This is a genomic window from Ureibacillus sp. FSL K6-3587 (genome assembly GCF_038593165.1).
In the GTDB taxonomy this organism is placed as follows: domain Bacteria; phylum Bacillota; class Bacilli; order Bacillales_A; family Planococcaceae; genus Ureibacillus; species Ureibacillus suwonensis.
In genome coordinates this window covers 1,324,369-1,350,016 of the sequence record NZ_CP151969.1, presented here as the reverse complement: position 1 = coordinate 1,350,016, position 25,648 = coordinate 1,324,369, and the positions used below count along the sequence as shown (strand labels likewise).

Annotated in this window: 26 protein-coding genes and 2 pseudogenes; 17 read left to right on the top strand and 11 right to left on the bottom strand. The window is 36.1% G+C overall.

The genetic code is table 11. The annotated features are described in order from the left end of the window. Positions 1–145: 145 nt before the first annotated feature. Positions 146–706 carry a stage II sporulation protein M gene (locus tag NSS77_RS06635; protein WP_231553249.1) on the bottom strand — a complete coding sequence of 187 codons (561 nt, stop codon included), beginning with the start codon at positions 704–706 and terminating at the stop codon, positions 146–148. 369 nt (positions 707–1,075) lie between these two features. On the opposite strand from NSS77_RS06635, the gene NSS77_RS06630 reads away from it, so the two are divergent. From NSS77_RS06630 to NSS77_RS06605, 6 genes and pseudogenes are all read left to right on the top strand, one after another. After that, positions 1,076–1,513, top strand: a complete 438-nt coding sequence (locus NSS77_RS06630) for a hypothetical protein (RefSeq protein ID WP_342470904.1) — start codon at positions 1,076–1,078, stop codon at positions 1,511–1,513. Beyond that, entirely contained in the window at positions 1,510–1,710 is a 201-nt protein-coding gene (locus NSS77_RS06625) for a hypothetical protein (protein WP_342470903.1), read from the top strand. Before NSS77_RS06630 ends, NSS77_RS06625 begins: the two co-directional genes overlap by 4 nt. A 59-nt stretch (positions 1,711–1,769) precedes the next feature. Beyond that, positions 1,770–2,096: a hypothetical protein gene (locus NSS77_RS06620; protein ID WP_096550474.1), complete on the top strand. Its 327-nt coding sequence runs from the start codon at positions 1,770–1,772 to the stop codon at positions 2,094–2,096. Continuing rightward, the gene (gene tnpB / locus NSS77_RS06615) at positions 2,086–2,442 is read left to right on the top strand and encodes an IS66 family insertion sequence element accessory protein TnpB (protein ID WP_141603366.1); all 357 of its coding nucleotides are present in this window, start codon (positions 2,086–2,088) and stop codon (positions 2,440–2,442) included. The genes NSS77_RS06620 and tnpB overlap by 11 nt, the downstream gene beginning before the upstream one ends. A gap of 49 nt (positions 2,443–2,491) precedes the next feature. Continuing rightward, positions 2,492–4,087 carry an IS66 family transposase gene (locus NSS77_RS06610; RefSeq protein ID WP_342469277.1) on the top strand — a complete coding sequence of 532 codons (1,596 nt, stop codon included), beginning with the start codon at positions 2,492–2,494 and terminating at the stop codon, positions 4,085–4,087. 66 nt (positions 4,088–4,153) lie between these two features. Then, positions 4,154–4,444, top strand: a pseudogene (locus NSS77_RS06605) (ATP-binding protein); the annotation flags it as partial. 86 nt (positions 4,445–4,530) lie between these two features. Here NSS77_RS06605 and NSS77_RS06600 read toward each other — a convergent pair. Next, positions 4,531–5,666, bottom strand: a protein-coding gene (locus NSS77_RS06600; RefSeq protein ID WP_096551019.1) for an IS3 family transposase whose coding sequence is annotated in 2 segments (ribosomal slippage) — positions 4,531–5,444 and positions 5,444–5,666 — 1,137 coding nt in all. Because the reading frame shifts where the segments join, the coding sequence is not laid out codon by codon here. A 64-nt stretch (positions 5,667–5,730) separates the two neighbouring features. Here NSS77_RS06600 and NSS77_RS06595 point away from each other — a divergent pair. From NSS77_RS06595 to NSS77_RS06575, 5 genes are all read left to right on the top strand, one after another. Beyond that, the gene (locus tag NSS77_RS06595; protein ID WP_342471218.1) at positions 5,731–5,856 is read left to right on the top strand and encodes a hypothetical protein; all 126 of its coding nucleotides are present in this window, start codon (positions 5,731–5,733) and stop codon (positions 5,854–5,856) included. 121 nt (positions 5,857–5,977) lie between these two features. Then, entirely contained in the window at positions 5,978–7,102 is a 1,125-nt protein-coding gene (locus tag NSS77_RS06590; protein ID WP_096550083.1) for an IS4 family transposase, read from the top strand. Positions 7,103–7,254: 152 nt separating this feature from the next. Next, positions 7,255–7,560, top strand: a complete 306-nt coding sequence (locus NSS77_RS06585) for an ATP-binding protein (RefSeq protein ID WP_342471217.1) — start codon at positions 7,255–7,257, stop codon at positions 7,558–7,560. A gap of 1,103 nt (positions 7,561–8,663) precedes the next feature. Further along, complete coding sequence (locus NSS77_RS06580) at positions 8,664–8,993, top strand: hypothetical protein (protein WP_342470902.1); 330 nt, start codon at positions 8,664–8,666, stop codon at positions 8,991–8,993. A 47-nt stretch (positions 8,994–9,040) separates the two neighbouring features. Next, the gene (locus NSS77_RS06575) at positions 9,041–9,610 is read left to right on the top strand and encodes a hypothetical protein (protein ID WP_016839623.1); all 570 of its coding nucleotides are present in this window, start codon (positions 9,041–9,043) and stop codon (positions 9,608–9,610) included. Between the two features lie 637 nt (positions 9,611–10,247). Here the strand turns inward: NSS77_RS06575 and NSS77_RS06570 are convergent. After that, positions 10,248–10,901, bottom strand: a complete 654-nt coding sequence (locus NSS77_RS06570; protein ID WP_016839622.1) for an IS3 family transposase — start codon at positions 10,899–10,901, stop codon at positions 10,248–10,250. A 257-nt stretch (positions 10,902–11,158) separates the two neighbouring features. Between NSS77_RS06570 and istA (NSS77_RS06565) the strand changes: the two genes are divergently transcribed. After that, positions 11,159–12,664, top strand: coding sequence for an IS21 family transposase (istA, locus tag NSS77_RS06565; protein WP_016839620.1), 1,506 nt, complete (start codon positions 11,159–11,161; stop codon positions 12,662–12,664). A 54-nt stretch (positions 12,665–12,718) separates the two neighbouring features. Here the strand turns inward: istA (NSS77_RS06565) and NSS77_RS06560 are convergent, their stop codons facing one another. From NSS77_RS06560 to NSS77_RS06540, 5 genes and pseudogenes are all read right to left on the bottom strand, one after another. Then, complete coding sequence (locus NSS77_RS06560) at positions 12,719–13,207, bottom strand: ATP-binding protein (protein WP_016839619.1); 489 nt, start codon at positions 13,205–13,207, stop codon at positions 12,719–12,721. Beyond that, on the bottom strand, positions 13,200–14,726 hold the full coding sequence (istA, locus tag NSS77_RS06555) for an IS21 family transposase (protein ID WP_342471216.1): 1,527 nt from the start codon (positions 14,724–14,726) through the stop codon (positions 13,200–13,202). The genes NSS77_RS06560 and istA (NSS77_RS06555) overlap by 8 nt, the downstream gene beginning before the upstream one ends. Before the next feature lie 81 nt (positions 14,727–14,807). Then, positions 14,808–15,302 (bottom strand): annotated as a pseudogene (locus tag NSS77_RS06550) (IS5/IS1182 family transposase); the annotation flags it as partial. Positions 15,303–15,314: 12 nt separating this feature from the next. Further along, entirely contained in the window at positions 15,315–15,923 is a 609-nt protein-coding gene (locus tag NSS77_RS06545) for a transposase (protein WP_342470901.1), read from the bottom strand. A 286-nt stretch (positions 15,924–16,209) separates the two neighbouring features. After that, positions 16,210–16,443 (bottom strand): DUF5388 domain-containing protein, encoded by a 234-nt coding sequence (locus NSS77_RS06540; protein ID WP_342470900.1) that lies wholly within the window; start codon positions 16,441–16,443, stop codon positions 16,210–16,212. A gap of 201 nt (positions 16,444–16,644) precedes the next feature. Here NSS77_RS06540 and NSS77_RS06535 point away from each other — a divergent pair, with 201 nt between their 5' ends. Beyond that, positions 16,645–17,847, top strand: a complete 1,203-nt coding sequence (locus NSS77_RS06535; RefSeq protein ID WP_342470899.1) for a transposase — start codon at positions 16,645–16,647, stop codon at positions 17,845–17,847. Between the two features lie 409 nt (positions 17,848–18,256). Here the strand turns inward: NSS77_RS06535 and NSS77_RS06530 are convergent, their stop codons facing one another. Then, positions 18,257–19,393, bottom strand: coding sequence for a ubiquitin-like domain-containing protein (locus NSS77_RS06530; RefSeq protein ID WP_342470898.1), 1,137 nt, complete (start codon positions 19,391–19,393; stop codon positions 18,257–18,259). Positions 19,394–19,775: 382 nt separating this feature from the next. Here NSS77_RS06530 and NSS77_RS06525 point away from each other — a divergent pair, with 382 nt between their 5' ends. The 4 genes from NSS77_RS06525 to ltrA all read left to right on the top strand — a co-directional run bounded on the left by NSS77_RS06525 (position 19,776) and on the right by ltrA (position 23,558). After that, complete coding sequence (locus tag NSS77_RS06525; protein ID WP_342470897.1) at positions 19,776–19,979, top strand: hypothetical protein; 204 nt, start codon at positions 19,776–19,778, stop codon at positions 19,977–19,979. An 89-nt stretch (positions 19,980–20,068) separates the two neighbouring features. After that, complete coding sequence (locus NSS77_RS06520; RefSeq protein ID WP_342470896.1) at positions 20,069–20,818, top strand: hypothetical protein; 750 nt, start codon at positions 20,069–20,071, stop codon at positions 20,816–20,818. A gap of 372 nt (positions 20,819–21,190) precedes the next feature. After that, complete coding sequence (locus tag NSS77_RS06515) at positions 21,191–21,436, top strand: hypothetical protein (protein ID WP_173661257.1); 246 nt, start codon at positions 21,191–21,193, stop codon at positions 21,434–21,436. 823 nt (positions 21,437–22,259) lie between these two features. Continuing rightward, positions 22,260–23,558: a group II intron reverse transcriptase/maturase gene (gene ltrA, locus NSS77_RS06510; RefSeq protein ID WP_342470895.1), complete on the top strand. Its 1,299-nt coding sequence runs from the start codon at positions 22,260–22,262 to the stop codon at positions 23,556–23,558. Positions 23,559–23,977: 419 nt separating this feature from the next. Here the strand turns inward: ltrA and NSS77_RS06505 are convergent, their stop codons facing one another. Then, positions 23,978–25,144 carry an ISL3 family transposase gene (locus NSS77_RS06505; protein WP_340714494.1) on the bottom strand — a complete coding sequence of 389 codons (1,167 nt, stop codon included), beginning with the start codon at positions 25,142–25,144 and terminating at the stop codon, positions 23,978–23,980. After that, positions 25,071–25,547, bottom strand: coding sequence for a transposase family protein (locus NSS77_RS06500; RefSeq protein WP_340714495.1), 477 nt, complete (start codon positions 25,545–25,547; stop codon positions 25,071–25,073). The genes NSS77_RS06505 and NSS77_RS06500 overlap by 74 nt, the downstream gene beginning before the upstream one ends. Between the last annotated feature and the right edge of the window lie 101 nt (positions 25,548–25,648).

Below are 25,648 nucleotides of genomic sequence, written 5' to 3'. Positions count from 1 at the left end.
AATGTTTTTTGGTCAATTTCATTCTATAAAAAAGGACGATTTTTTTGTACCCTAAAAACAGAAAAAAGGGCTGAGCCCAAGGTCGATTCAATCGACTTTTCGGACAGCCCCTTATAATACGATCGCGCCCGATTGCTGAAAACTACTACTCAAATAAGCTAAATATAATATCAGCTATGTAGGTTTCCAGAAATGCAGCCATAATAATGATTGGTAAAATTAAAACAGCGTAAATCTTTACTGTCCCCAATACATTTTTAATTAGAGACGTTCCTGCTTTGTCTTTCTTAAATACACTTCTTACTTTATCTCGAACGACTTGATTTAACTTGAACAGAACTGCTGCAAATAAACAAAAAGCAAAAACCTCAAAGATATAATGAGGAATAGCAGAAATGATTATGCCAAGACCCTTTTTAAAATTTGCCTGTAAAGCAATACCGAAAAGAATTCCAGTAAGAGCAACAGTTGAAATTATATTCAATAGATATAGAAATTGTATTGGAATTAAAGCCAAGAAAAACATTTGTAAAGGCACTATAAATCCATTATTAACGATAAATGACCAGACCTTTTTTATCCCTTTAGATTCTTTCACTTGATCAGGTAGATTATTTCCTACTTCTTTGGTTAGTTCCTCCAAACTTGGATTGATTATGTAGGTTATTACCGTTGCAACGATTGTTATTGCTACGGCAAATATCAAAAAATTAATCGATCTTTTAAATACGCTTTTGTTAACTACATTCTGTATTTTAACCACCTCACTCTGGCAACTTACTCAACTATATGGTCCCATTCGTATTGCGGAGGAGTCGCAATCGGTTTTAGTATAGAACTTTACTCAAAGCAAACAACTTTATTAGCACAACACTTAAAGAAAGTCTCTGGTACTTACATTTTCGCAAATGTTTCAACTCCAAGTATAACAAGAAATATCCATAAGGACAATGTTATTCGTTATGAAGGAAATCGATATAGCGTTCCTAAAGGAACATATAGAGCAGATGCCCCAAATCTTGCTTATTTACAAGAAGAGGATGGTTGGTTAATTATTCGACTGAAAGAAACTGGGATGGAGTTAGCAAAGCACCGAATATCCGAAGGAAAAGGATTGATTATTACAGATCCCTCCCATCGGGAACATAGCACAAGTAAACGAGATCTTTTAATTCATCAAATTCAAGAAACATTCATAGATAAAGAGAATATTCAATGGTTAATACACAAATTGAAAGAACGATATCCACGTCATTTAGTGGATCAACTCAAAGTACTACAACAAGCCATCAGAATTTACCCAAATCATTGTGAGGAAGCTTTATCTGAAATGAAGAAACTTGGAATGACCAGTGCAAATGATTTTCGGGATATTGCACATGCATTATCTGTACAATATCAAAAAAGTTCACCTAAAATCGTTGAATTGAATGAGAAGTATAAAGATTTATCAGCACCAGAACGATCCGAAGACATTTATTTAAAAGTCTTATCTGGAGGTGAAAATGAATGAATCATCATCCCTATGAAATTTTACAAGATAAATGTCGTACCTTGCGCCTCGCTGAGACGGCTAAAGAATTACCGAATTTACTCCGTGAAGCTGAAGCAAAGAATTGGACATATCATGAACTGGTTTATGAAATCTTAAGCTATGAGATGCGATGTAGAGAGCAGAAAAGTAAGCGCCAAATATCCCACACCTTCTAACCATTTTGATGTTTTGTGATAATGAGATCAACATCAAAAGTTAGGAGGTTTTTATTTTTATGTCCCCAGATGAACGAAAACAATTGTGGCAACAACGAATTGAATCTTATCGATCTAGTGGAGAGTCAAGTGTAAAAGCTTGGTGCAAACAAAATCAAGTAGGTCACCAAAGTATGTATAAATGGATGAAAAGACTAGAGTTAGAGACAACTGAAACTTCACGGACTTCCCCTCAATGGCTAACTGTTGAAGTATCCCATCCGTTGGATGAAAAAAACTCCCCGCTCATCGTTAACATTGGGGAATTTTCCATCGAAGTAAAAGAAGGTTTCAATCCACTCCTTTTCAACGAAGTGGTTCAGGTGCTGAAAACACATGTTAAGTAAAACACCCATTCAACATGTTTATTTAGCAGCGGGGGCAACGGATTTACGCAAGTCGATTGATGGATTAGCAGCCATTATTCAAATGAGCTTTCAGTTAAATCCTTTCTCTTCTAATCTCTTTGTTTTCTGTAATCGGAAACGAGATAAATTGAAAATTCTCCATTGGGATCACAATGGGTTTTGGTTGTACTATCGTCGTTTAGAGAAAGGGGTCTTTCAATGGCCTGATGAAAGAACTCCCGGCCCTTTGTGCATCACTCCCCGCCAATTCAGTTGGTTGCTCGATGGTCTTTCATTTGAACAAAAACAAGCACATGAACAAGTATCAGCTAAAATCATGGTTTAAAAGGAATTTGACATTGACCTGTCAATTCCTTTCCTTTATTCTTTAACTTATGAACAAACACAAACAAACCAATGAATCAACAATTGAAGAACTGCAAGCGAGAAATGCGGAACTCAAAAAACAAAATGAAGCCTTACAGGCTAAAATCAAATGGTTGGAAGAACAATTCCGCCTTAGCCAACATAAAAAATTTGGGGCTTCCAGTGAAAAAACGAATCCGGATCAACTCGAACTTCCTCTTTTTAATGAAGCTGAAATCACAGCGGATACAGAAGTGGAAGAACCTACACTTGAAACCATTACTTATAAACGGAAGAAGTCTGTAGGACAACGCGATGCGAAACTAGAGAACTTGCCGACGGAAACGATTCACTATCGTTTAGCCGAAGAAGAGCAGGTTTGTTTGTGTTGCGGTGGAACCGTACACGAAATGAGTACGGAAATACGAAGAGAAATCAAGATTATTCCTGCTCAAGTAAAAGTCGTTGAGCATGTTCAACATATTTACAGTTGCCGTCAATGTGAACGGGAAGGAATCGAGACACCGATTGTCACAGCCAAAATGCCAACACCAATTTACCCAAAAAGTTTGGCATCTGCATCGGCTATGGCCTATATCATGAACCAAAAATACGTGGAAGGAATGCCTCTTTATCGTCAAGAAAAGCAGTTGGAACGATTCGGTGTGTATTTATCACGCCAAACGCTCGCCAACTGGATGATTTATGGTGCAACCAATTGGCTTTCCATTCTATATAAACGGATGCATGAGCTATTACTCGAAAACGATATTCTACATGCGGATGAAACTACACTTCAAGTTCTAGCAGAACCTGGACGAAAAGCGGATTCGAAGTCTTATATGTGGATGTATCGAACAGGACGAGACGTACCGCCAATCATCTTATATGATTATCAAACGACTCGTCACAGTAAACATCCGAAGGCTTTTCTAAAAGGATTTAAGGGATATCTGCATGTAGATGGATATGCAGGATATCATGAATTAAAGGATGTCGAACTGGTAGGGTGTTGGGCACATGCAAGGCGAAAATTCGATGAAGCACTGAAGGCATTACCAGCCAATGTGGATAAAACATCATCAACCGCTGCAGAAGGAATTCAATTCTGTAATCAATTATTCCAGATTGAAAGACAAATCAGTGAAAAATTTGAGAACTGTACTCCCGAACAGCGCAAAGAATACCGTCTTGAACACAGTAAACCTGTGTTAGACGCTTTTTTGGCATGGCTAAAAACAAAACGCCCTCAAGTTCCCCCAAAAAGCAAATTGGGAGAGGCAATTACATATTGTATAAATCAATGGAGTAAGCTCATAGTGTTTTTAGAAGATGGTCGACTTGAAATCGATAATAATCGTGCGGAACGATCGATTAAACCATTCGTGATGGGCCGGAAGGCATGGCTATTTGCACAATCGATGAAAGGTGCATCAGCCAGCGCTATTATTTATAGCATTGTCGAAACAGCTAAAGAGAATCAATTAAATCCATTGAACTACTTAACCTATCTTTTCGAACAATTACCATTGATAGATCACAATGATGTAGAAGCCATCGATCAACTCCTTCCCTGGTCGAAGACAATTCCAGAAGAATGTCGCGTACCAAATAAAACTAAATAGAGCATATAATAAACGCCCACGAAAAAAACACGTGGGCGTTATTTTACGCTTACGCAGAAAAATAATGAGAGATTAATGAAATGGGCAGAGTTCCCAGAAATATTGACGTTTGATACCTATGATTTGAAGGAACAAACAGCTCTTGGTGAAAAACAACTAAATGTATTAAAAGAACTGAATTGGATTGAAGAATTTTTTACTTTAATTTTGATGGGACCAACAGGAGCAGGAAAAACACATTTATCCTGGATCTACGTCAAGTTTTTGGACACAAAAAGATTAAGTTTTTTTGCACAACAACCATTCATGGATTGTTCCACATCCCAAGTAGATTGTCAAAGTGAAAAGAGCCTTTGACAATCTACTTGGGACGTGGAGAAATAAACCCATGGCTGTTGTGCAAAAAAAAATGTGAAGGGGGGAAGTGTTCTGTACCCCATGTTTTACGCTGCTATTCGGCACATTTTTTCGTATTCATCCGGTGTCAAATAACCAATGCTTCCATGAATTCGTTTTCGATTATACCAACCTTCGATGAATTGAAATAACGCAATTCTCGCTGTCTCAAAGCTTTCGTATTTGGTTAGATACACTTCTTCTTTTTTCAATATGGCATGAAAAGATTCAATACAAGCGTTGTCATATGGACATCCTTTTCGACTAAATGACGGAACCATTTCATGTTTTTTTAGTAGTTTTTGAAAGGCTTCACTTGTATATTGTGTTCCTAAATCTGTATGCACGATAAGACCAGGATCGGGCTTTTGATCTTGAATCGCATTCTGAAGTGCTTCCAGCACAATTTCTGATGTCATGGTACGAGAGAATTTATATCCGACCACTTTTTTTGTATGTAAATCAAGAACGGACGCTAGATAACACCAACCATCACGAAGCGTATGGACATATGTAATATCAGCTACCCATTTTTCGTTGATTGTTGTTGTAGTGAAATCTTGATTTAATACATTTTCTCGTTCTTCTACGGGCTTTTGTGTTGGTGTTGGGCGGAATTTTTTTACAATACATGATTGGATGCCTGCTTGTTTCATCAAACGTTGAACTCGATTGATACTGCCTGTATAGCCTTCTTTTTTAAGTATTTCAAAGATTTTAGGGGCCCCATAACGACCCTTACTTTCTTTATGGATTGCTCGAATTCGTTCAAGCAGTTGTTCGTTGGCGACATGATAGCTATTCGGCTTCTTGTGAAACGATTGATAATACGTACTTTTAGGCATCTTTAAAACACGACACATCATTTGGATTGGATGATGTTCGCTTTCTTTTGTAATCAAGTCAATCAGTTCTTGCTCATCTATTTTCTCGCGAATATGGTCATAGCCTTTTTTAAGATTTCGATCTCCTGTTTTAATCGAAGATTTTCTTTTTGAATGGCTTCTATATCAGCCAAAGTTAATTCCTGTTCACATTCAATTGGAGAGAGTTGCTTAATCCATTTATAAATCGTTACTTCTGAAACACCATATTCGCTAGAGAGTTGACTGACTGGAGTGCCTGAGCGATAAAGCTCAACTACTGTTTGTTTAAATTCTTGATTATACCGTTTTTGACTCATGATTCGGACACAACCTTTCGTTAGTTTAATATTAATGACTTAACCAAGTTGTGTCCATAAATCTATACTACATCTATCCGTTGCATTAGGAATACACGCTGTGGAGAGAGGATACAAAGTATCCTTTGTCTCCATGAATCAGCTTATGTATATTTTAAAAACAAAAGAATATATCACTAGTGTCGCATAAAAAATATCAATAGACATAATAAATCTGAATTTTCTGTAACTATATTTTTCCATAAAAAAATCCTTTATAATGGTTTGGTGGTAGTAAACCTATCCAAATCCAATATAAAGGAATCACGATTATGGATAAGTTTACACGAAAAACATCATTTGAACAATGGTTTTCACCAATTAATTTCAACTTATTTGACGATATGGTGAAAGCCTATCATTTAGATTACTATACAAAGAAGCTTTATATGGCTTCATTTCTGAAATTACTGTTGTACGCTCAATTACATGAAACCGAGAGTTTGCGAGCTTTAAGTGACGCTGTTTTTTCTGAAGAATTACAACGTGCAACAGGTCTTCCATCGATTAGCTTTTCCCAATTAGGAAGACGAATCAATGCCATTCCAACGGTTTTCTTTCAATCGATTTTTCTTGATTTAGTGGCTCAAATTCATGAGAAAACACATTTTCAAAAGCGAAGAAAGCTGACAACGCCACTAAAAATCATTGATTCGAGTACGTTGCCACTGAATTTGACGAACCACAAATGGGCAGAGTTCCGAAAAACAAAATCGGGCGTGAAGCTTCACTTGCGTCTTGTATTCATGGAAAAAAGACTTTCTTATCCCGACAAGGCCGTACTGACAAACGCAATCGAACATGATCGTGGTCAATTAGAGGTATTCATTGATGATCAAGAATGCCTGTACGTGTTCGATCGTGGATACTTAGATTATGAGCGATTTGACCGTATGACGGATGATGGGTATTTCTTTGTTTCACGTTTACGAAAAAACGCTGTCGTCCGTGTGTTAGAACGATTTTCGTTACCTGAAGATTCGCCTGTATTCTCCGATGAAATGGTGGTTATTGGAACCACGCAAAATCGTTCTGAAAACGCGTTCCGTCTCATCAAATTGTTGGATACAAAAGGAAATGAACTTCATTTACTGACGAATCGTTTTGATATGGATGCAGATGAAATCGCTGAAATCTATAAGTCACGTTGGGCCATTGAACTCTTTTTCAAATGGATGAAACAACACTTGAATATCAAGAAGTTCTACGGCCACAGTGAACAAGCCGTACACAACCAAGTATACGTAGCGATGATTGTATACTGTTTAAATGTGTTAGCTCAGTTGAACACTAATAGTGACCGAAGTACGTTACAAATAAGTCGATATTTGAAAGCAGCTTTATGGAAATCTGCACACATTTGGTTACGGAAAATCGAAGGGATGAGCGTTCCTTAAAGGTTGATTTGTCGTTGTTGCACTCGTCTTAAGCTATAGGTAAAAAATGGATGTTTACTACCTTTATTTAGGTGTTTTCGTTTTTCGCTAATTTTCCAGAAAAATAAAATCTGAAATTTCAAAACTTATTTATGCGACGCTAGTGAGAATATATCAATAAATCTAAAATACGCTACAAACGTATTATAGCTTCGGATTTAATTATTATTGATGATGTCATGTACATGACTTACGAGACTCAGGAAGCCAATCTATTTTTCCAGTTTATCTATGATTTATATGATAAAGCAGCATTCATTCTAACCTCTAATAAAGGGCCAAATGAATGGGGAAAATTTCTTGGTGATCCTACTTTAACAACAGCTATACTTGACCGTTTATTACATAGGAGTGAAATTATCACTTTCGATAACGAAACGGATAGCATTCGTATGAAATACAGAAAGGTATTATTTTAATTTAGCAAACTGTTGAATCTTAATTGTAGAAAACTGTTTAAAATTATTTGTGGAAAATTGTTTAATTCTACTTGACGGTTACATAAATTCACCTGTATATTCATACATTTATATATCCTATACCTGTATATTTACATATCTATATATGATATATTTGTAGACTTGTTTATTTATATACCCATATATTGATATATCCGTATACATGGTTATTTTAGCGTCTCATTGTAGAATGATAACGCAAAATTCATTAGACCCAATACCCTCAACATTTTGAGTTATTCTCCTCTATGTAGAATACCTCAAAAACAACTCAAACTAACGTTCTATTCTGGTGCTTATTGGTGCAATTTTTAGGCAAAAAATATCAGTAAGCATGTTTATAGGAATGGGTGAGTTTTTTAACTAAGGATAAAAAACACCTAAAAAGTGTAGCTATTTTTGCATACGAATTAACTTTCATGAATGTATGGAAACGGCGGGAGTCGAACCACTTTTACACAAAATAACTACAGATCAATAAATAATTAGAAGTATTTTTGCACAAATCAAAATACATCAAATGCCATTCTAAATGCCATCTACAAAATGTTGTTGGGGGCAAGTTTAAAATTTATAATAATTTCTACACATAAGTAAACTTTAAATGTTGGATCACTTATTTTAACCGTCACACTTGAAAGAATAGAAACTCTTTCAATTACTATAAAACTATAAAAATGTTGTTATTACTAATATTTTCCTTATTTAGAAAATGATTTACACTTTATTACATAATCTATATTTTACAAAATTGGTAATTATATACTATCCCTTGTATTAACTGGTTGATTTTATAATATAAATAACTCGAGTTATAAATGGTACTATGCATAGTAATAACTAAAATATTTTTATAGGGTGGTAGATAAATATGAGTACAATAAAAAAATTTTTAATATATTTTTCAGTTTTAATATTATTAGTATCAAACATTCCAATGGTTAATGCTCAGGAAAATAATAACTTAGAAAAGGAATCTTTCATAGTAAACGAAAAAGAGTTCTTAGTTGAAACGGATAACTCAGTACAGCCTGCTGCTTTACCATTACTTGTAGTACCAGCAATTGCTATCTCTGATTGTTTGGGCAGCAGCAGGATTAACTGTAGCAGCTGGAGTTTATCAATTATGGTTGAAAGAACCAACTTTAGTTGAAAATATTAATATAGCATACAAAGCAATTCCAAAAAAACTATTAAATAATGATGGTTATGTAGATTTGGGTAAATTTACCGATAAAGTAAATGGGAAAACTGCCTATAAAGATCCAAAAACGGGATGGCAAATAGATAAAGATACAGCAGGACATGGAGGTAGAAAATGGAAACTAAAAGATAATAAAGGAAATACTGTTGCTTCATTAGATGAAAAAGGAAAAATATTGAATAGATATTAAGATAGAAAAGTGGTGTTTATTATAAATTGAAAGAGAACTATAATAATATGACATATAAAGAAATAATTGCTTCATTTAATCTTTCAATTCCATTTGATAGTGATGGATTTATTAATGAAGAAGAGCTTTTCAATTTATATCCAGAAAATTTTGTATTGATAGATCGTTTTCCAATGATAATTAATAAAACTATGGAATGGTTTTCTCCACTAGATGTTTTTTTTACTCGAAAAGAGCAAACAGTAAATGAATATTTTGAAGTTGAAAGAAAATATATCAATACTTTAACAATATTGTCCTGCTATAGTCCGTTATGGGTACAAAGCTCTTTTTACTTCTCAAAAAGATTACCAGATTACCTCTCTGAGGAAGAAAGAAATTACCTTATAAAAATTAAGGATTATCTATTCATTCAAGTTAATACCCCCATAGAATTAGCATGTCTCTTAAAACTGAGCCTTAGAGGGTATGAACAAACTATAATCTATTTACCAGAATTAAAGGTGATTGCTTGGGTAAATGAATTAATAGTTTCTCTATATTATCAAGATGAAAAATCTAGAAAGCTTATTGAGATGATTACTACAACTGAAGGATTATATTTAAGAAAAAAATAAGTATTATTTATTATTTGAACTATTTTTTAAATGCCATCTAACCTATTTTCATATATAATTGCAGAGGCAGCTGCCCAGAAAGTGAAATGGTCCCTATTAAATAAATAGATAAAAAATCATCTCTCATTAATAGATGGCTTTTTATTATGACTCTTCAATATGTGGTGTTGGTGAGAAAAACCAGCACCAATTTTTTGTAAAAAGGAAGGGACTGTCCAGAAAGTCAATCACTTTCTGAACAGCCTCAATTTTTATATTAATATTCTCTTAAAAAACTTTTCTCTTGTTATGGTAACATCAAAATATCATCATCCTTATCACAAGGAAGGAGTGGAATGTCAACATTAAATTGAACAATATTTATAAGGGTTGGCCTAGTTTAAGAATTCTTGCTCTCCTTAAAAATTTCTTATGTTCCAAGTGGCTTGACATGGAGCCTCTACGGGCATGACTCTCGAGCCAAGGAATCAGCTTTATAATATGGCTGGCTCTGCCAATCAAGGCAGTCATGCCCACCTCTCCATGTAAAGCCTTTCTTCAATTAGATGTTTTCTTATCCCTTGCTTTGCCCATATTTTTGCTTATACTCTACTGGTGTTAAATAACCTAATGTTTCATGAATTTGTATGTGATTGCACTAGTTAACATGATCCCACATTTCGATGGTGAGTTGTTCAAGTGTTTGGAAGGTTTTCTGATACACAAATTCAATTTTGAAACTTTTAAATGTTGCTTCTGCTACGGCATTGTCATATGGACATCCTTTGGTACTTAAAGATCGCTGGATACAAAATGTTTCAATTGCTTCAACGATTAATTGATTGTTAAATTCTGAACCACGATCTGTATGGAATAATTGGACATTCATTAAATTCCCTTGAATGCTACTTAACGCCTTATAGACTAAGTTGGTATCTTTGTTTAGTCCTACACTTGTACCTACAATTTCCCTATTGAACAGGTCGACAAATAAACATACATAGTTCCACCTTTTTCCGACACGTACGTATGTTAAATCACTGACCAGTACAGAGAGTTTCTTTTCTTGTTGAAATGCTCGGTTTAAAATATTGGCGATTTTGGCTTCATTACTTTGTTTTTTCGGTGGTTTGTAATAGGCAACCGTATAGTTTGACACCAAATTTAACTGCTTCATGATTCGACCAATTCGGCGACTTGAAACAATCTTTTCTTTCTTTTCTAATTCTTTTTTGATTTTACGAGTACCATAGTTATTGCGACTTTGCTTAAAAATCTTGTAAATAAGCTTCTTCAGCCTGTCTTTCATCATCTTCACGTTTCTTTATGTGATGATAATAGGTACTTCTTGGAATTAGTAGGACGTCACACATTGTGACTGTCGCTTCGCTTTCGTCACATAAAACATTTGCTGATACCGAATGTATTTGATAATTTAATTTTGAGCCATTTTTAAGGCTTTCGATTACATATAAAATGAGCCACCCTATTTCCAATTTTTATCTTCCCTCTTAAGATTGAGTAATTCCGAATACTCAATCGAAGGAGAGATAAAAAAGGATGATTAAGATGGCTCAATTTCATATTATCAAATATCTATATGAGGTAGAAGGTTTATCTCAACGAAAAATAGCTAATAAACTTGGCATCTCAAGAAATACTGTAAGTAAATATTTGAAATCGAATCAGCCACCAACCATTATTCAACGTGAAAAGTCCTATGGAAAGAAGGAATTCTCAAGTGAAACGAAACGAATATTGCCTATTATCGATCAATGGCTTGAAGAAGATTTCAAACGATGGGGAAAACAGAGACATACAGCTGCGAATATTCATCGAAGGCTCGTTCGTGAATATGGTTTTAAGGAGTCTGAATCCAACATTAGAAAAATTGTGAGAGAACGCAAGAAAGTACTACAAGAAGTCTTCATTCCACTTGAATTCCAACTCGGCCACCAATTCCCATTCGACTGGGGAGAGGCGGATATTATTCTTCAGGGTAAAAAACGACGCGTTTTCCTCTTTTACGCTCAACTTTCGGCAAGTCGTGTACGTTTTGTCAGAGCGTATCTCCACGAAAAACAAGAGGCTTTCTTAGATGGCTTTGTTCATGCGTTTGAATTTTTTGGAGGTATCCCTACAGAAGGACTCTTTGATAATTTAAAAACATCTGTGCAGAAAATTCTTCAAGGAAGAAATCACTTAGAGCAGGAATCATTTCTGGCTTTACAAACCCATTATCTCTTTAAAGCAGAATTCTGTAATCCTAGCTCAGGTAATGAAAAAGGACGAGTTGAAGGTTCCGTTGGTTATGTACGAAGAAATGCTTTGGTGCCTGAACCTGAAGTTCAATCGATTGAAGAATTAAATGAATACTTATTCCATTGGTGTTTGGAAGATGCTAAGGAAAGAAAAGTTCCTCATTCCAACGAATTAGTTGTTGAAATGTGGGAAAAAGAAAAAGAATACCTTCATCCTCTCCCAGAACAACGATTTGAAGCCTGTAGGCTTGTTTCTCCCATTAATAAAACATTAGAAACCTATGATTTTAGCTTAATGCCCAGTTTAAACAAAAATCGATTGATGAAACTTGCAAAAGGTGAGTTTGTGGAAAGGAAAGAGAATATTATTTTCTTAGGCAATAGTGGTACTGGTAAAACTCACCTCGCAATCGCTCTTGGGATGGAAATGATTCTGAACGGCTACAAAGTAAAATTTACAACTGCCTACGAATTAGTGGAACAATTACTCATCTCCAACGACGAACATAAGCTAGGTGCATTTGAAAACAAGTGGCTCAAATATGATGTAATCATCGTGGATGAATTAGGGTATGTTCCGTTTTCTAAGATTGGAGTCGAATTACTGTTTCAGTTCTTTTCCAATCGTTATGAACGTGGCAGTGTAATGATTACAACTAATCTAGAATTCTCTGAATGGACAAATCTGTTTGGTAATGAAAAAATTACGACTGCATTACTAGATCGCTTAACTCATAAAGCACATATCCTTTTGCTTAATGGTGAACCCTATCGTTTCAGAGAAAGTTTAAAACATCGAAAAACAGAAGAATAATAATCAATCCACAAGGAGTGAGAGGATAATGTCCCTCTCCAAGGCATGATCTCCTCACTCCAAATTCTCCATTTTGTAAATTTCATTCAGTAAGTGGCTCAATTTTATATTGACAAAAACAATTAAATCTCCCATGGTGACAAAATATACTTGATATCCTTTTTCAATCGCTTCAATTCCCAAACCAACCGATAATAATGTTTTTCCCGCTCCTGGCGGACCAAGCAAGATGATATTGTAAGTTTGTTCAATCCACTGATACTCCCGGAGCTGTTTTAACTGACGTTCTGTAATCGCTGTTTGCTCGTTTATATCAAACGTTTCGATCGGTTTATGGAATGGAAAACGAGCCCAGTTTAATCGCTTTTGAATACTTTTTTCTTCGCGCCTTTTTAATTCAAATGTAGTCAGCTCCTCTAAAAATTCTAAATATGTCCATGAGGATTGCTCTGCTTTGCGAAGGAGCTCGGGGAGCTCCTCCGCTGTCTCTGCTAACCGCAATTGTTTAAAGGCTTGTTGAATTTCCGTGACACTCTTACTCATGCATATTTCCTCCCATTCGTTGAATGTAGTCCTTCAAATCTCTTGTTTCTACAGGTATTGAAACAGAGGTGGCGGATGCTACATGAATTTTGGGAATGGGATGCAATTGTTGCCGTTTTAAATAATCCACAACATCACGAAAGGCATTCGCACTATACAATTTTTCACCCATACACTTCTCAAGTGCAGCTGAAATCCATTGGGGATTCTCTTCGGCTACTTTTTTTAATAAAAGTAATTGGTCACGGCGATAACGCCCATAAATATGACAAATTTCCTCAATATACTGTTTTGCTTTTTCTTCTCTTTGAAAAAGGTTCAATACATGTCGTTTAAGTGCTTCTATTGATTTAGAACGATCTCTCGTATGATTCGTATTTTTAATCAGCTTTCCTTTTTCTGAACTAATTGTATGTTTGGCAAGAATCTCACCTGTAGTTGAGTTTACTATGATTAGTTGTTGCCCGTTGATTTGTAGCTTCACTTGAGGACACTTCGTGTATGTGCCAATCGGCACTGAATATCGATTCGATTGAAAACGAATCGTGTTGTCCTTATTCACATTCCTTGTTATAATTTCTGTAGGGTTGCTTTCAACTTCTGAAAGCGGTGAAGAGATTTTTCGTAAGTGTTGCTTTTCCAGGAGAAACACTTCGAAAGGTCTCTTTTTTATGGTTTGATGCACTTTGTAATTACCCGTTCGTTCTAGCCATTTCCACGCTTTTTCATTCCAATCTTCAATCGTTGAAAAAACACGATGAAGAGCGAAATTCTTTTTCACATACTTCACTACATTTTCAATTTTTCCTTTTGATTCTGGATCAGCCTTTCTACAAAGGTAAACCTTAAATTTTCGTTCCTTTACATACTTTTGAAATTCTTTTGTTAAAATAATGTCTCCTGCATTTTCATTCACTGCAATTAGATTGTCTTGACCATAAACAATTTCTTCGGTTACTCCTTCAAAAAATCGAAATGCATTTTCATGACAACGAATGGTATCCTGTGTAGTAAAAGGACGGTCCTGCCACTCCATATACTTTTGCCGAGAATGAGCCAACACAAAGGCAATAAAATAAAGCTTTATTTCTTTTTTCTGAGTGTTTTTCTGAATTGTTTGGCCCCAATCAACTTGCATCTGTTTGCCTGGTGATTGCTCGACAACTGCTTCGTATTCTCTAGGTTCATTTGTTTTTTCAATATGATAGATTTCTCTCATTTCATTGACATATCTTCGAACAGTGCTTTCTCCAACTACAATGTCAGGAAACCTTTCTTGAAGCCAATCTAAAATTTGCGCTCCACTGATACTTGGATATTCTTGTAACCAATTCACAATCCAATCCCGATAGGGATCTAATTTTTTCTTTCGCTCAATTGGACCAAATTCTTCAACCGCTTCTTCAAATGTCATACTTAAATACTTATAAACTGTATTACGAGAAATTTTTAACTGCTTTGCAATTTGTGAAATTCGTAATTTCCTATCATGCAAGCGGTGAATATCTACATATAACACTAACTTCTCCTCCATTAGTACAGCCTCCAATAAACTAAAACTACTAGTTTACTAGAAGTGTATTGAATAGTGAAAAAGTGTTCAATCCAAATGAGCAAATTCTGTTGATTCTATTTTAGCGTTTACAAATTGAAAGTATTCCTTTAAATAAGCGTTTACGCGTTCGACTGCTGTACGTTCTTGATAAAGCTGTTTCCATCGTTCTGTCCCACGTGCTGGATAGGTAAATTTACGGATATCTATATCACATTTGATTTTGAAAACTTTTTGGCAAAGGGTGTCTTCTCGTAATGGGCAAGTTGCACATTCCTTTGGACGTGTGAATTTTAATGTATTGTACTTAGCGTCAAAGCTGTCATATTGGTAACTATGTTCACGCACACAGGTTGGACGAAAATGTTCATCGAATCCTATATATTCTCCTTCTCGGCGAACGTTGTAAGGAATCACGACTCGCATGGACTGTGATACGGCTTGACGGTAAATAGGTTCAACATCATAACCAGCATCAAATATAGCTATTGTAAATTGACCGTTTCCTAAGTGATGAAGTTTTTTCAATAATGGAATCGCAGCTTTACAATCACTTCAATTACCTGAGGACATCAAACGAGTGATGATATATTGACTTTTCGTCGAAACAGCTAAATGTGCTTTATAACCAAACCAGAATGTATTTTTTCCTTTACTATTCTTTTTCACACCCCATTTTGGCTCAATCGGTACATCCTTCCAAAGGGTTTCTAATGGGATATCCAGCTGTTCTTTCAGTTCTTTTTCATAGGTTGATTGATTTCCTTTTTTCTCTACTTGTTCGGCTAACCAAACAGCTCGTTCAGCTTTCGTTTTACGACCACGTTTTTTAGGAGTTTTAGGTGCTTTCTTTTCTGATGGTGTGAAAGCATCACGAGCTTCAAAGTGACTCGCATCGATGGCGACATGTTCATCATTTAGAAAGCCTTCCAACATCGCTGTTTTGATGAGTGTATCGTTCATTTTATCTAGCACATCTGATTCACTAATGACTTGAATCATGCGTGAATAAGAGCTTTCAGATGGTACGACATCAGACACAAGGAATCCACAGTCGAAACGAAATAAAGGATCATGAACCAAACGTTTGACTAAATCCTTGATAGTTGGAATACGTTCGACAATACGTATAATCAGCGATTGAATCATTGCACCATAATTCAATTCACGTGGTGCACCTTTCAATGTCTTTTTAGAAAACTATTGAAATATAGGCTGAATGTCGATCACACTAAAAATGGCTTCATAACGATGGGAACTTTCCATTTCTAATAATTGATGGATGTCAAAAAGAGAAATTTGTTTTACAATAGTCATAGGGTACTCACCTCTTTCGTATGGTTTGTTTGGTTACCTACCATTATAACGAAATTTGGGGAGGTACCCATTTTTTATTGTCTTGAATCCCTTGAAAATCAAGGGGTGAGAATTATGAAATTAACTCAATTAGTTAATCTTTTTCTTTTTCAATATAGTGCTTATAGAAATCATTGTATTTTTCTTTTTCTTCTTCTGTAAGTAATTTAAGAAATTCGCAAATCATTAATTCGATTAATGAATTAGTGGAATTTGCTTTAACAGTCTCAACGAGTGCTTTTATTTTTTTGTGTGTATTTTGATTTACTCGTAATGTTGTAATTTCTCGGTTAGGTATTTTTTCTTGCTGATTAAAAAATTTTTCCAATTTTTTCTTTCAGTATTCTCCTCAATAGTATTTTTATTAATAATTTTCACTGTACCAATATTCTTTTTATTATTTGAGCATTTTGCACATTTTTCAACCCAAGAGTCATAAGGTTTTCTAAAGCATAAAAAAGGACTTCACCCCTTATTTGTAGAATTTTGAAGTGACCAAACCACAAAAATCCATAAGGAGGAAGTCACTTTGTATATTCTACAAGAAAGTCTATTTTCCTTTGAAGAATTGCAAATTTTAGAGTCAAAAGAGAAATTACCGATCTTTTTTAGTGCTCTAGATTTGCGTCCTTATGCTAAACAATTGAAAAGTTCTTCACCCCAAGGGGCTGAAGGACATTCCAAAGAAGGGATATTAAGGGCTCTTATCGCTGCCCCATTAGAAGGTATTGATACTTTTACTTCTCTTCACAATCGATTAAAAAATGACCTGCGTTTTCGTTACCAATGTGGTTTAGATATTAGCAGGCCTGCACCATCCATCTCTACTCTTAGCCGAGTATTTTCTTCACTAACCAAAACTGGACTTGTGAAAAGAATCTTTCAAGATCTCGTCCAGTTAGCTCAAGAGGAAGGAGTAATTGATGGAAAACATCAGGCTATCGACAGTGCCGCCATTGATGCTTATGAAAAGAAGCAGCCTAAGAAGCGAAGTGAACAAACAGGCAACGCCAATTGGGGGGCAAAGTTTGATTCCTTCGGTAATAAAATTACTTGGTTTGGCTATAAGATGCATCTTTCAGTCGATACCGCAAGCGAACTGCCAATGGCCATAAAAGTAACCCCTGCCCATGTGAACGATGGAGAAGTCGCACCAGAATTAATCGAGCAAGTGGCAGAGCGTACCAAATCCAAAATTGAATTTCTGATCATGGATGGCGGATGTGACCAACTAAAAAACTATGAATCAGCCAAAAACATTGGAGCGCAAGCCATTATCCCGCTCAATTTGCGCAACGAAAAAGAGCCTCCTGAAGGGATTTCTTCCAATGGAACTCCGCGTTGTTCCATGGGTTATGAAATGACTTATTGGGGCGCCAATAAGGATCAGCTCAAGTTCAGATGTCCTCACGCAACCGGCAAAGTGGATTACCCATTAGGAATGGCAGCCTGTTCATCTTCCAACTATGGAATGGTGGTAAAAGTCGACATCAAAAAGGATGTGCGCCGATATTCCAATCCGCACCGTGATACAAAACGTTGGAAAGAGCTTTACAACGAGAGGACAAGTGTAGAACGCTGTAATTCAAGAATGAAAAGCTACCTTACGGCGAACTCCCTACATGTATGGGGAATTGAGAAAGTAAAGAGCCATATTTACCTGAACGCTATTGTATTACTTGTTTCAGCGCTAGCGATGGCAAAGGAAAATAAAGGGAAGAAAGCCGCTTAAAAAAATTCAATGTGAAAAATTCTGCAGGTATGCCCAAAAACAGGATTATTGTAATATTTTGTAAAATAACATGCTGGTAGCTATTTGTCGAGTGCTTTATTTTTTATACTTTTATCCAAAAAATCTAATTTTGCAAAATGCTCATATAAAAAGAAAAAACCCCATTCCACTCAACCCTACACAAGAAATGTAGAGATAAGTAAAATGGGGTTTTCCCTTGTGAATAAATTAAAAATTGATCACTTGTTAATCGCCGCCGCTATTTTACAACGAAATGATTTCTCTTGCAACTAGATATATCTTATTATTATCTTATAATATTAACCTACATAATTATAAAAGAAATCCCTATTCTTAAAAAGAACAGGGGTTTGATATCAATGAACTGAAGTGTCTTAAATATTTTTATTTAATCTAATATTTTGATACGAACCGTTTTACGTCCAAACTGATTAGCTTGTGATTCACTAGGAACAAACACATCGATTCTATTCCCTTTAATTGCGCCACCGGTATCAGCTGCTATCGCATAGCCATATCCTTCCACCCAAACTTTAGAACCTAAAGGTATTACACTTGGATCCACCGCAATGACTTTCGCATTTGGATTAGACCTTAAATCTATTCCAGTCGCGGTTTCGCCAGTACATCCAAAACAATAAGCGGTGTATGCTGTAGCAGTTACATAAAATTCCCTTCCAGCACTTATGGTTGTACCGCGAGATACTTGTTTCTTTATTGCTTTGGTTCCGACAGAAATAATACGGTTCTTTGGTTTTTTCACTGTTTCTCTTTTGATTAATTTTCTAGATACTTCTTTTCCGTTTTCTTTAACGACTTCAAAATGGTTTTTCACAAGGCCTTTTTCACCTTCTTGTACCACTTTTTCTGTACCAGCACGTAATGAGGAATCTTTTTTAGTGACTGTTGCAAAATCAGTTTGCTCTTCCACTACATCGATGGCCTTTTCTACGCGGAAGACCTTGATACTCATGTTTTTCGTTAGTTCGGTTTCCGCTTTCGGTTCAACACGGTCAAGTTCTCCAAGAGCAATTTTTTTCTCTTTTAAAAAGTCAGCGACAGTAGCCGAAGCAGTCCATACTGCTGTATCTATTTCCCCATCCGTGTATTTAACAGGGAACGCTTTGTTAATTGAAATTTTCATACCTTTTTTAATTTCTGCATTGATCTCCGGTTTCACATGATCCGATGAATGTAGCGCCACCTTTTGTTCTTGAAGTAGTTCCTCTACTGTATCAGCTGTAGTCCATACTTCTTTTTCTTTGTTATCTATTGAAAGAATAACCTTTGTAGCCAAATCCAGTTTAATTGTCATATTATCACGAACTTCTGTGTTCAATGATGGATTTACTTTGTCTTCTTTTCTCAATTTTATATCTTGTTCATCTAAAACTTCACCTATCGTTGTTGAGTGTGTTTCAATTATTTTCTCTTTTCCATCCACCGCTAGTACGACGGATGCTTTGGTGAACTGGAAAATCGGGAACGCCAAAGAAAAGAAAACCAATAGAATCAATAAAGACACTCTTAGCTTCGCTTTTTGAATAAAAGCCTCCTCCTTCCTTAAAAACTAAAAACCCCATTCCAAATTCATCTTGTACTAGGAGATACAAGAAGAAGCGAAATGGGGTTTTCCCTTTTTTAATATTATTTTTTTAAGAAGTTTGGACGGTCTCATTATAGCACAGGAAAATAGATGATTCTTACCCAAAACGGATGATAACGATGATTTGTAACATAAATGTAATGTTTATCAAAGTAATTCTTTATTAACATCTACGCATTAACGAACTTCCCCTACCTATGTATACGCCTAGAAAGTTTTAAACAATATTTTTTTAAAGTTGTGTTTTTCCTTATTAATCCTTCTTTATATATTACATTAACGGAAAGGAGTTTGAAGAAAGATGTTCTTAGAAGGCGAATTCACAGTAGTTTCTGAAGAAGAAGCGGAAAAGATCAAAGCACAATCGACATCGAATAACGTAGAGGCACAAGCAACATGTTATCAGATCCGTGAATGTTGTTACTACAATTCTGGATGTTTTGGTGAAGTAATTGATTGGGACAATCGCTTAACTAAATGTCGTTGTAGCGTTATCATCGCCTAATCATTAGGAACCAAGGCTAACTATTTTAACCGCTTTAGTTTCTTTAAAAAATTGTTTAAAATTTTAATTAGATGAAATGAGGTTAACAAATGACAAAAAGAATTTTAGATGGTCGAATTATTTCGAATTCCGAAGAACAAAATAAAATGTTCCAATTATTAAAGGAAACTGAAGAGTTTAAACTTCTTGTTGCACAGCTACAAGAATATCAAGACTTTTCAGTTGATGATTTAGAACCTGTTATTGCTTTAGAAAGTGATCAACTTAACTTCGAAAATAAAGTTACACAAGTAAAAGCATTTACTTTTAAAAACAAAAGCAAAACGGTATCTCTTACTTATGTAAGAGTAGATGGTTCTGGTATATCTTTTGAAACGGTAAAAGGTAAAGTTGTTAAAGATAATGTGTATAAAGGTTTTGAAATTATGCAAGGGGAAGTTCGTGAAGTATTTTCAAAAGAATATAAAGGTGAACTTGATCAACAACCAATACTACACAATTTCCCTGACAATCCCGATTATAAGCCCGGCGAATCCGTTCAAGGACAAGCTCTTGATTGGATTGATGGTAAATTCTGTTTAGATGATGAGGATAACAATAAAGAATATAACCATTGTGGTCCGGGTTGCGGGGATGGAATGAGTCTAGGTGGAGGAACCCCTATTAATGATATTGACAAATGCTGCCGCGCTCATGATAGATGTTGGAAAAACTTTGGAAAAGGAGATAAATGCTGCGACAAAACACTTGCAAGCTGTATCGACCCGTACCAAGACCAAGATTATTATAGCTGGTTACAAATTAACACGTATTTCCAACCTCGCGGATGGCTTTGCTAATAAAAATATTTAAAAAAAGTATTCCTGTAAAATTAAACAAACGATTTAGACTAGACGTTGGTATACTTTGTATCATTAAATACACTTAAAAGACGTTGAGCATTGATTTGCCAACGTCTTTTTATAATGTTGTACATTCTATGGTTCTGTTTCAGATACAATTTAGACCTCTTTGAAGACCTCTTCTACAACGAGAAAGAAAGAGTGTGACCACACGATCTAAAATGTGTAACATTTATAGAAAAACAACCATATCAACATGTTTGATGGTTGTTGGGACTTTTAATAAAAAATATTTTAACAACTATCATAATTTGGTAAAATAAAAATTATATATTTTACATTAACAAAATTTAAAGGAGGGAGAATCAATTGTATAAATACTTATCATTAGGAATATGGATAATAACCATTTTAATGATTGTTTTCTCAACAAATCCAAATGGCTATCTTTTAATTACTTTATGGATAGTAGGAGGGCTTATTGGTTATATAGGGAAACGTAACGACCCTAAATATCGTCTGTTAAACAATTTAGCATTGTGGACCAACTTCATTACGGTGATTTTTTATATCCTTTGGGTTTATATCGTTGGGATGATTTGGAGTACACCTTGATCTTTTTTAAAAGAGTAGATTTTTTGCGTCTGTAACTTCAACTTTATCTACTCAAATTCTATATAAAATTAAACCAATGAGAACAGAATATTTTAGGGAAATTTTACACTTTTTACAAATTAACTATTCTCTCTCCTTTATCATCTTGTTGCTAGGATTCGCACTGAATTACTTGGTTTTATGGTTTTAGCAGCTCCTTTTCAGCATCATTATTTATATTCTAATATTTAATTTGGTTAAAATAAAAGAAAAATATAAAAAGCAGTGGATTTCTCAAATGAAATCACACTGCTTTTTTATATTTTCATGTGCGCCCAGCTAGCTTCAGGGTGCTTGTTGGTGCAAGTCCAACCCGAGTAAGTGCCAAGACGCTCGGTAGCTGACCGGCAACTGGTGGAGAAATCCTAAGGTTGAATGAAGCCCGGTGACAACGTAACTCCTTATGGAGTGCTAGCAAATCAACAGGTCGTAACATCAAGTGAATTCTGCCGCCTCGTCAAAAGAGACCTCTATAGAGGACAAAGGGAAGTCGAGCCTGGGTGAGATGGGCGAAGACCATGGACGGTGTGAAGAACTTGGAATGCAGCACCTAAGAATCCCTCGGGGTAAGGGAATCGACATGTTGAGAAAGTAACCTGCGGAACTGGGGAGACCCTCCTTCACACTCGATAAGAGTAAAGAGGAAACCTATAAGTGTATGCGAAGTGGTGGACTGTGAAGAGGGAGTCGGAGGAGGTCATAGTAACTATGAAGGAAAGACAACAAAACTTTCTGGAGTGAAGGACCTCTGCTTTGTTCGCGTGTTAGAAGGAGGTAAGAGTGAGTGAATGCCGGAAAACTGGCTAACTACACCGATGTAAAAGCTCGAGAACTTTGGAAAACACTATACCTTTGTGCCAAGGAAAGCAAAAATCGCCGATTTCACGCGTTATATGACAAAGTTTATCGTCCCGACATCCTTGCGGAAGCATGGCGAAGAGTGAAAAAGAATCGAGGTAGTGGGGGTATAGATGGACAGACCATAGAAGAGATTGTCTATGAATATGGGGAAAGAAAGTTTCTTAACGAACTCTATCTTGAGTTAAAGGAGAAACGATTCCACCCGAAACCTGTTCGAAGAACATATATCCCAAAAGCTGACGGGAAACAAAGACCTCTTGGAATCCCAACCATTAAAGACAGGGTTGCACAGATGGCAGTGAAATTAGTCATTGAACCAATATTTGAAGCAGATTTCAAAGACTGCTCATTTGGTTTTCGGCCTAAACGAAATGCCCATCAAGCCATAAATAGGATACGTAAAGCAAGCAGGAAATCATACTGGGTTGTCGATGTCGATATTAAAGGATACTTTGACAACATCAACCAGGAGAAGCTGATGAAGCTGGTGGAAAAGCGAATAAGCGATAGAAGAGTGCTAAAACTTATCCGAAAATGGTTAAAAGCAGGGGTTATGGAAGATGGCCAGTTCCATGACACCGAACTAGGTACGCCGCAAGGCGGAGTGATATCACCGCTTTTAGCGAATATCTACTTGAATTACATGGATACCATTTGGGAAAAGCAATTCTCTCACTTAGGAGAGCTTATTCGATACGCCGATGACTTCGTCATTATGTGCAAAACAAAACATCAGGCCCTGCAAAGTATCAATGTCCTTAAATCCATCATGAAGAAGCTGGATTTAACGATTAACAAAGACAAATCAAGATTAGTGAACATTTGGAATGACAAAAGTGGATTTGACTTCCTCGGGATGCATCACAGAAAATTTCCCGTGTACAACAAGGGTGGTTCCAAGATATACGTCATGTCGCACATTCCAAGCAAGAAAGCCATGAAGAAGATGAGAACCAAGATCAAAGAATACACGTCGCCAAGGAATAAGCTATATCTTTCGTTGGATGAATTAGTCGAAGGTCTGAACAAGAGACTTAGAGGCTTTAAAAATTACTATCAAGTCTCTCCAATGTCGAAGAAATGGCTTAATAAAATTGACTGGTATGTGCTCGAAAGGCTCACGTTGTTTCAGAACAAGAAAAGAAACAGAAGGCATAAACACACTAGGATAAAGGATGTCATAGAACTGACGAAGTATAAATTAGTGAAACTGGCAAAGTAGCAAGTACGAACGCCATTGGAAGAAGAACATCGGAAAGCCGTATGAGGGAAAACCTCACGTACGGTTTGATGAGGGAGAGCAGGAAAAGGATTTGTCTCCTTGTCTGGCTTAGTAAGGTGGAATACCCTGAAACCCGAGGACAAGGAGACAATATCTAATTCCTGTTTTCTACTCTACTGTGTTAATTCATCTAATAGCTTTTTTGATTAAAGCCAATAATTTTAGAGACAACGGTACCATTTTCTTTTTTAATCGTAAATGGTGTGCCATAAACGCCTTCCTAAAAAAACAAATACCACATTACGAATTCATCTTGTACCATTATGTTTATGGCAAACTAAAAATGGCTCTTACGTTCTTTTGGTGAAACCATATATGTACAGTCCTTCATCTCTTTATTAATTTTTTAAAAAAACATTTTATAAATGATATAACACTCGTTTTTCAAGTAAATCCAGCTTTGCCCGGCCATACATGATTCGTTTCATCAGCTTCAATCGGTGAACATGGCCTTCCACAACTCCGTTACTGTAGGAAGTACTAAATGCCAGCTTAATCGACTGTAAATCCCTACGGAGTCGAAGTGCACAATCATATAAATGATTGTTTGGAGAAGACAATTGTTTTTCCAACCATTTGAAAAATGCCGGATAGTTCCGTTCATCAAATGCTTCTCTAAATGTTTGAACCATTTGGTGGAAAGAATGAAGGGATGGGTACATCTTAAAGGATTGTTCAAGAAGTTGCAGTTCCTTTTCTAAAAGTCTAGATTTTCGTTTCCAAACATATGAAATCATTTGCCGTCTGGAAATTCGAACGGAAGATTCCTTAATCCCCTGCCGTTTTCTTTCTTTTCGTATGCTTTCGACTGCAACGCGGACACCTGAAAGTGTCCCCGTATATCCATATTTACGAAGTTGCGCATCAATTTCACGGATGGTCTTGCCCTCTTGTTCGAGTTGCTGAATGTATTGCTCAAAACCATCGGTTTGCCGTTTTCGCTTTCTTTTTACTTGAACCGGCATCTCGGTTATGTTGAGATATTTTGAAATGGTTCGGGGATCCATATGAAATTCTCTGGCCAACTCCGCTTTTTTCTTTCCTTTTTTGTATTCCTGTTGAATGCTTTTGATCATCATCCATTTCTTTTCGGCTCTTTCTTTTTGTCTCCTTTGCAGTTTGGTTTCATGCGGAAAGGTTTGTTGGTCCGTTTCTTCTTTTTCCAACGTGATGACGGAAGGAAGAATCGAGGTGAGGCAAGCATCGATCTGCTTCTTTACCGCCCGGACAAAATGCCATCGGTCATATACTTGCAAAATACTTTGCGAAGCGTTCTGAATCCCTTTCCGAAAAGCCTGATAGCCATCACGACTGACAACTTGGATGTTTTGATGATTTTTTAGCCATTCTGATATGGTTTCCGGATAACGTTCCGGAAGTAATGCAACAGGCTTGTGCGTGCTCAGATCACAAATGATCGTGCCATAGCTGTGTCCTTTCCGAAAAGCAAAGTCATCGATTCCGATAAAAGGGGGACACCTCTTGATGAATCTCCGTTTTCCGAATAAGGGAGAGCAATACGTCATGGCTGACAGGGAGAGACAGGGCTTTCGCTACTTTTTCGCCATTGAGGCAGCTGGTGGAAAACGCGATTTTACGTAATACTTCTTCGGACCGTAAAGTTCGGCGTCCATTTTTGGAAATCCAATCATACCGTTCAGTAAAAATTTTTTGGGTGCAATTGGGTTGGTCGCAAAACCATTTTCTTGTGATAAGCAGGATGGAAACAGCTTTTCCGGCAATCGGCAAATCTTGAATCATGCGTGTATATCGGCTGTGTGGACGTGTGGAAGGCACTTGGCAATGAGGACAAGGGCAGGATTCATGAGTGCTTCGAACAATAAAGGTAATGGAGGATGGTTCTTCTTGAATATCGAGAACTTCTAGGAAAGGATCTGGTGAAGACCAATGGATTTGACGATTCATCATTCATCACACCTTTTCTTTTATTATACTATAAAAGTAAAATTATGGACCTTCACCAAATATACGTAAGAGCCATTTTCTACTTGCCAAAAACATATTAAGTG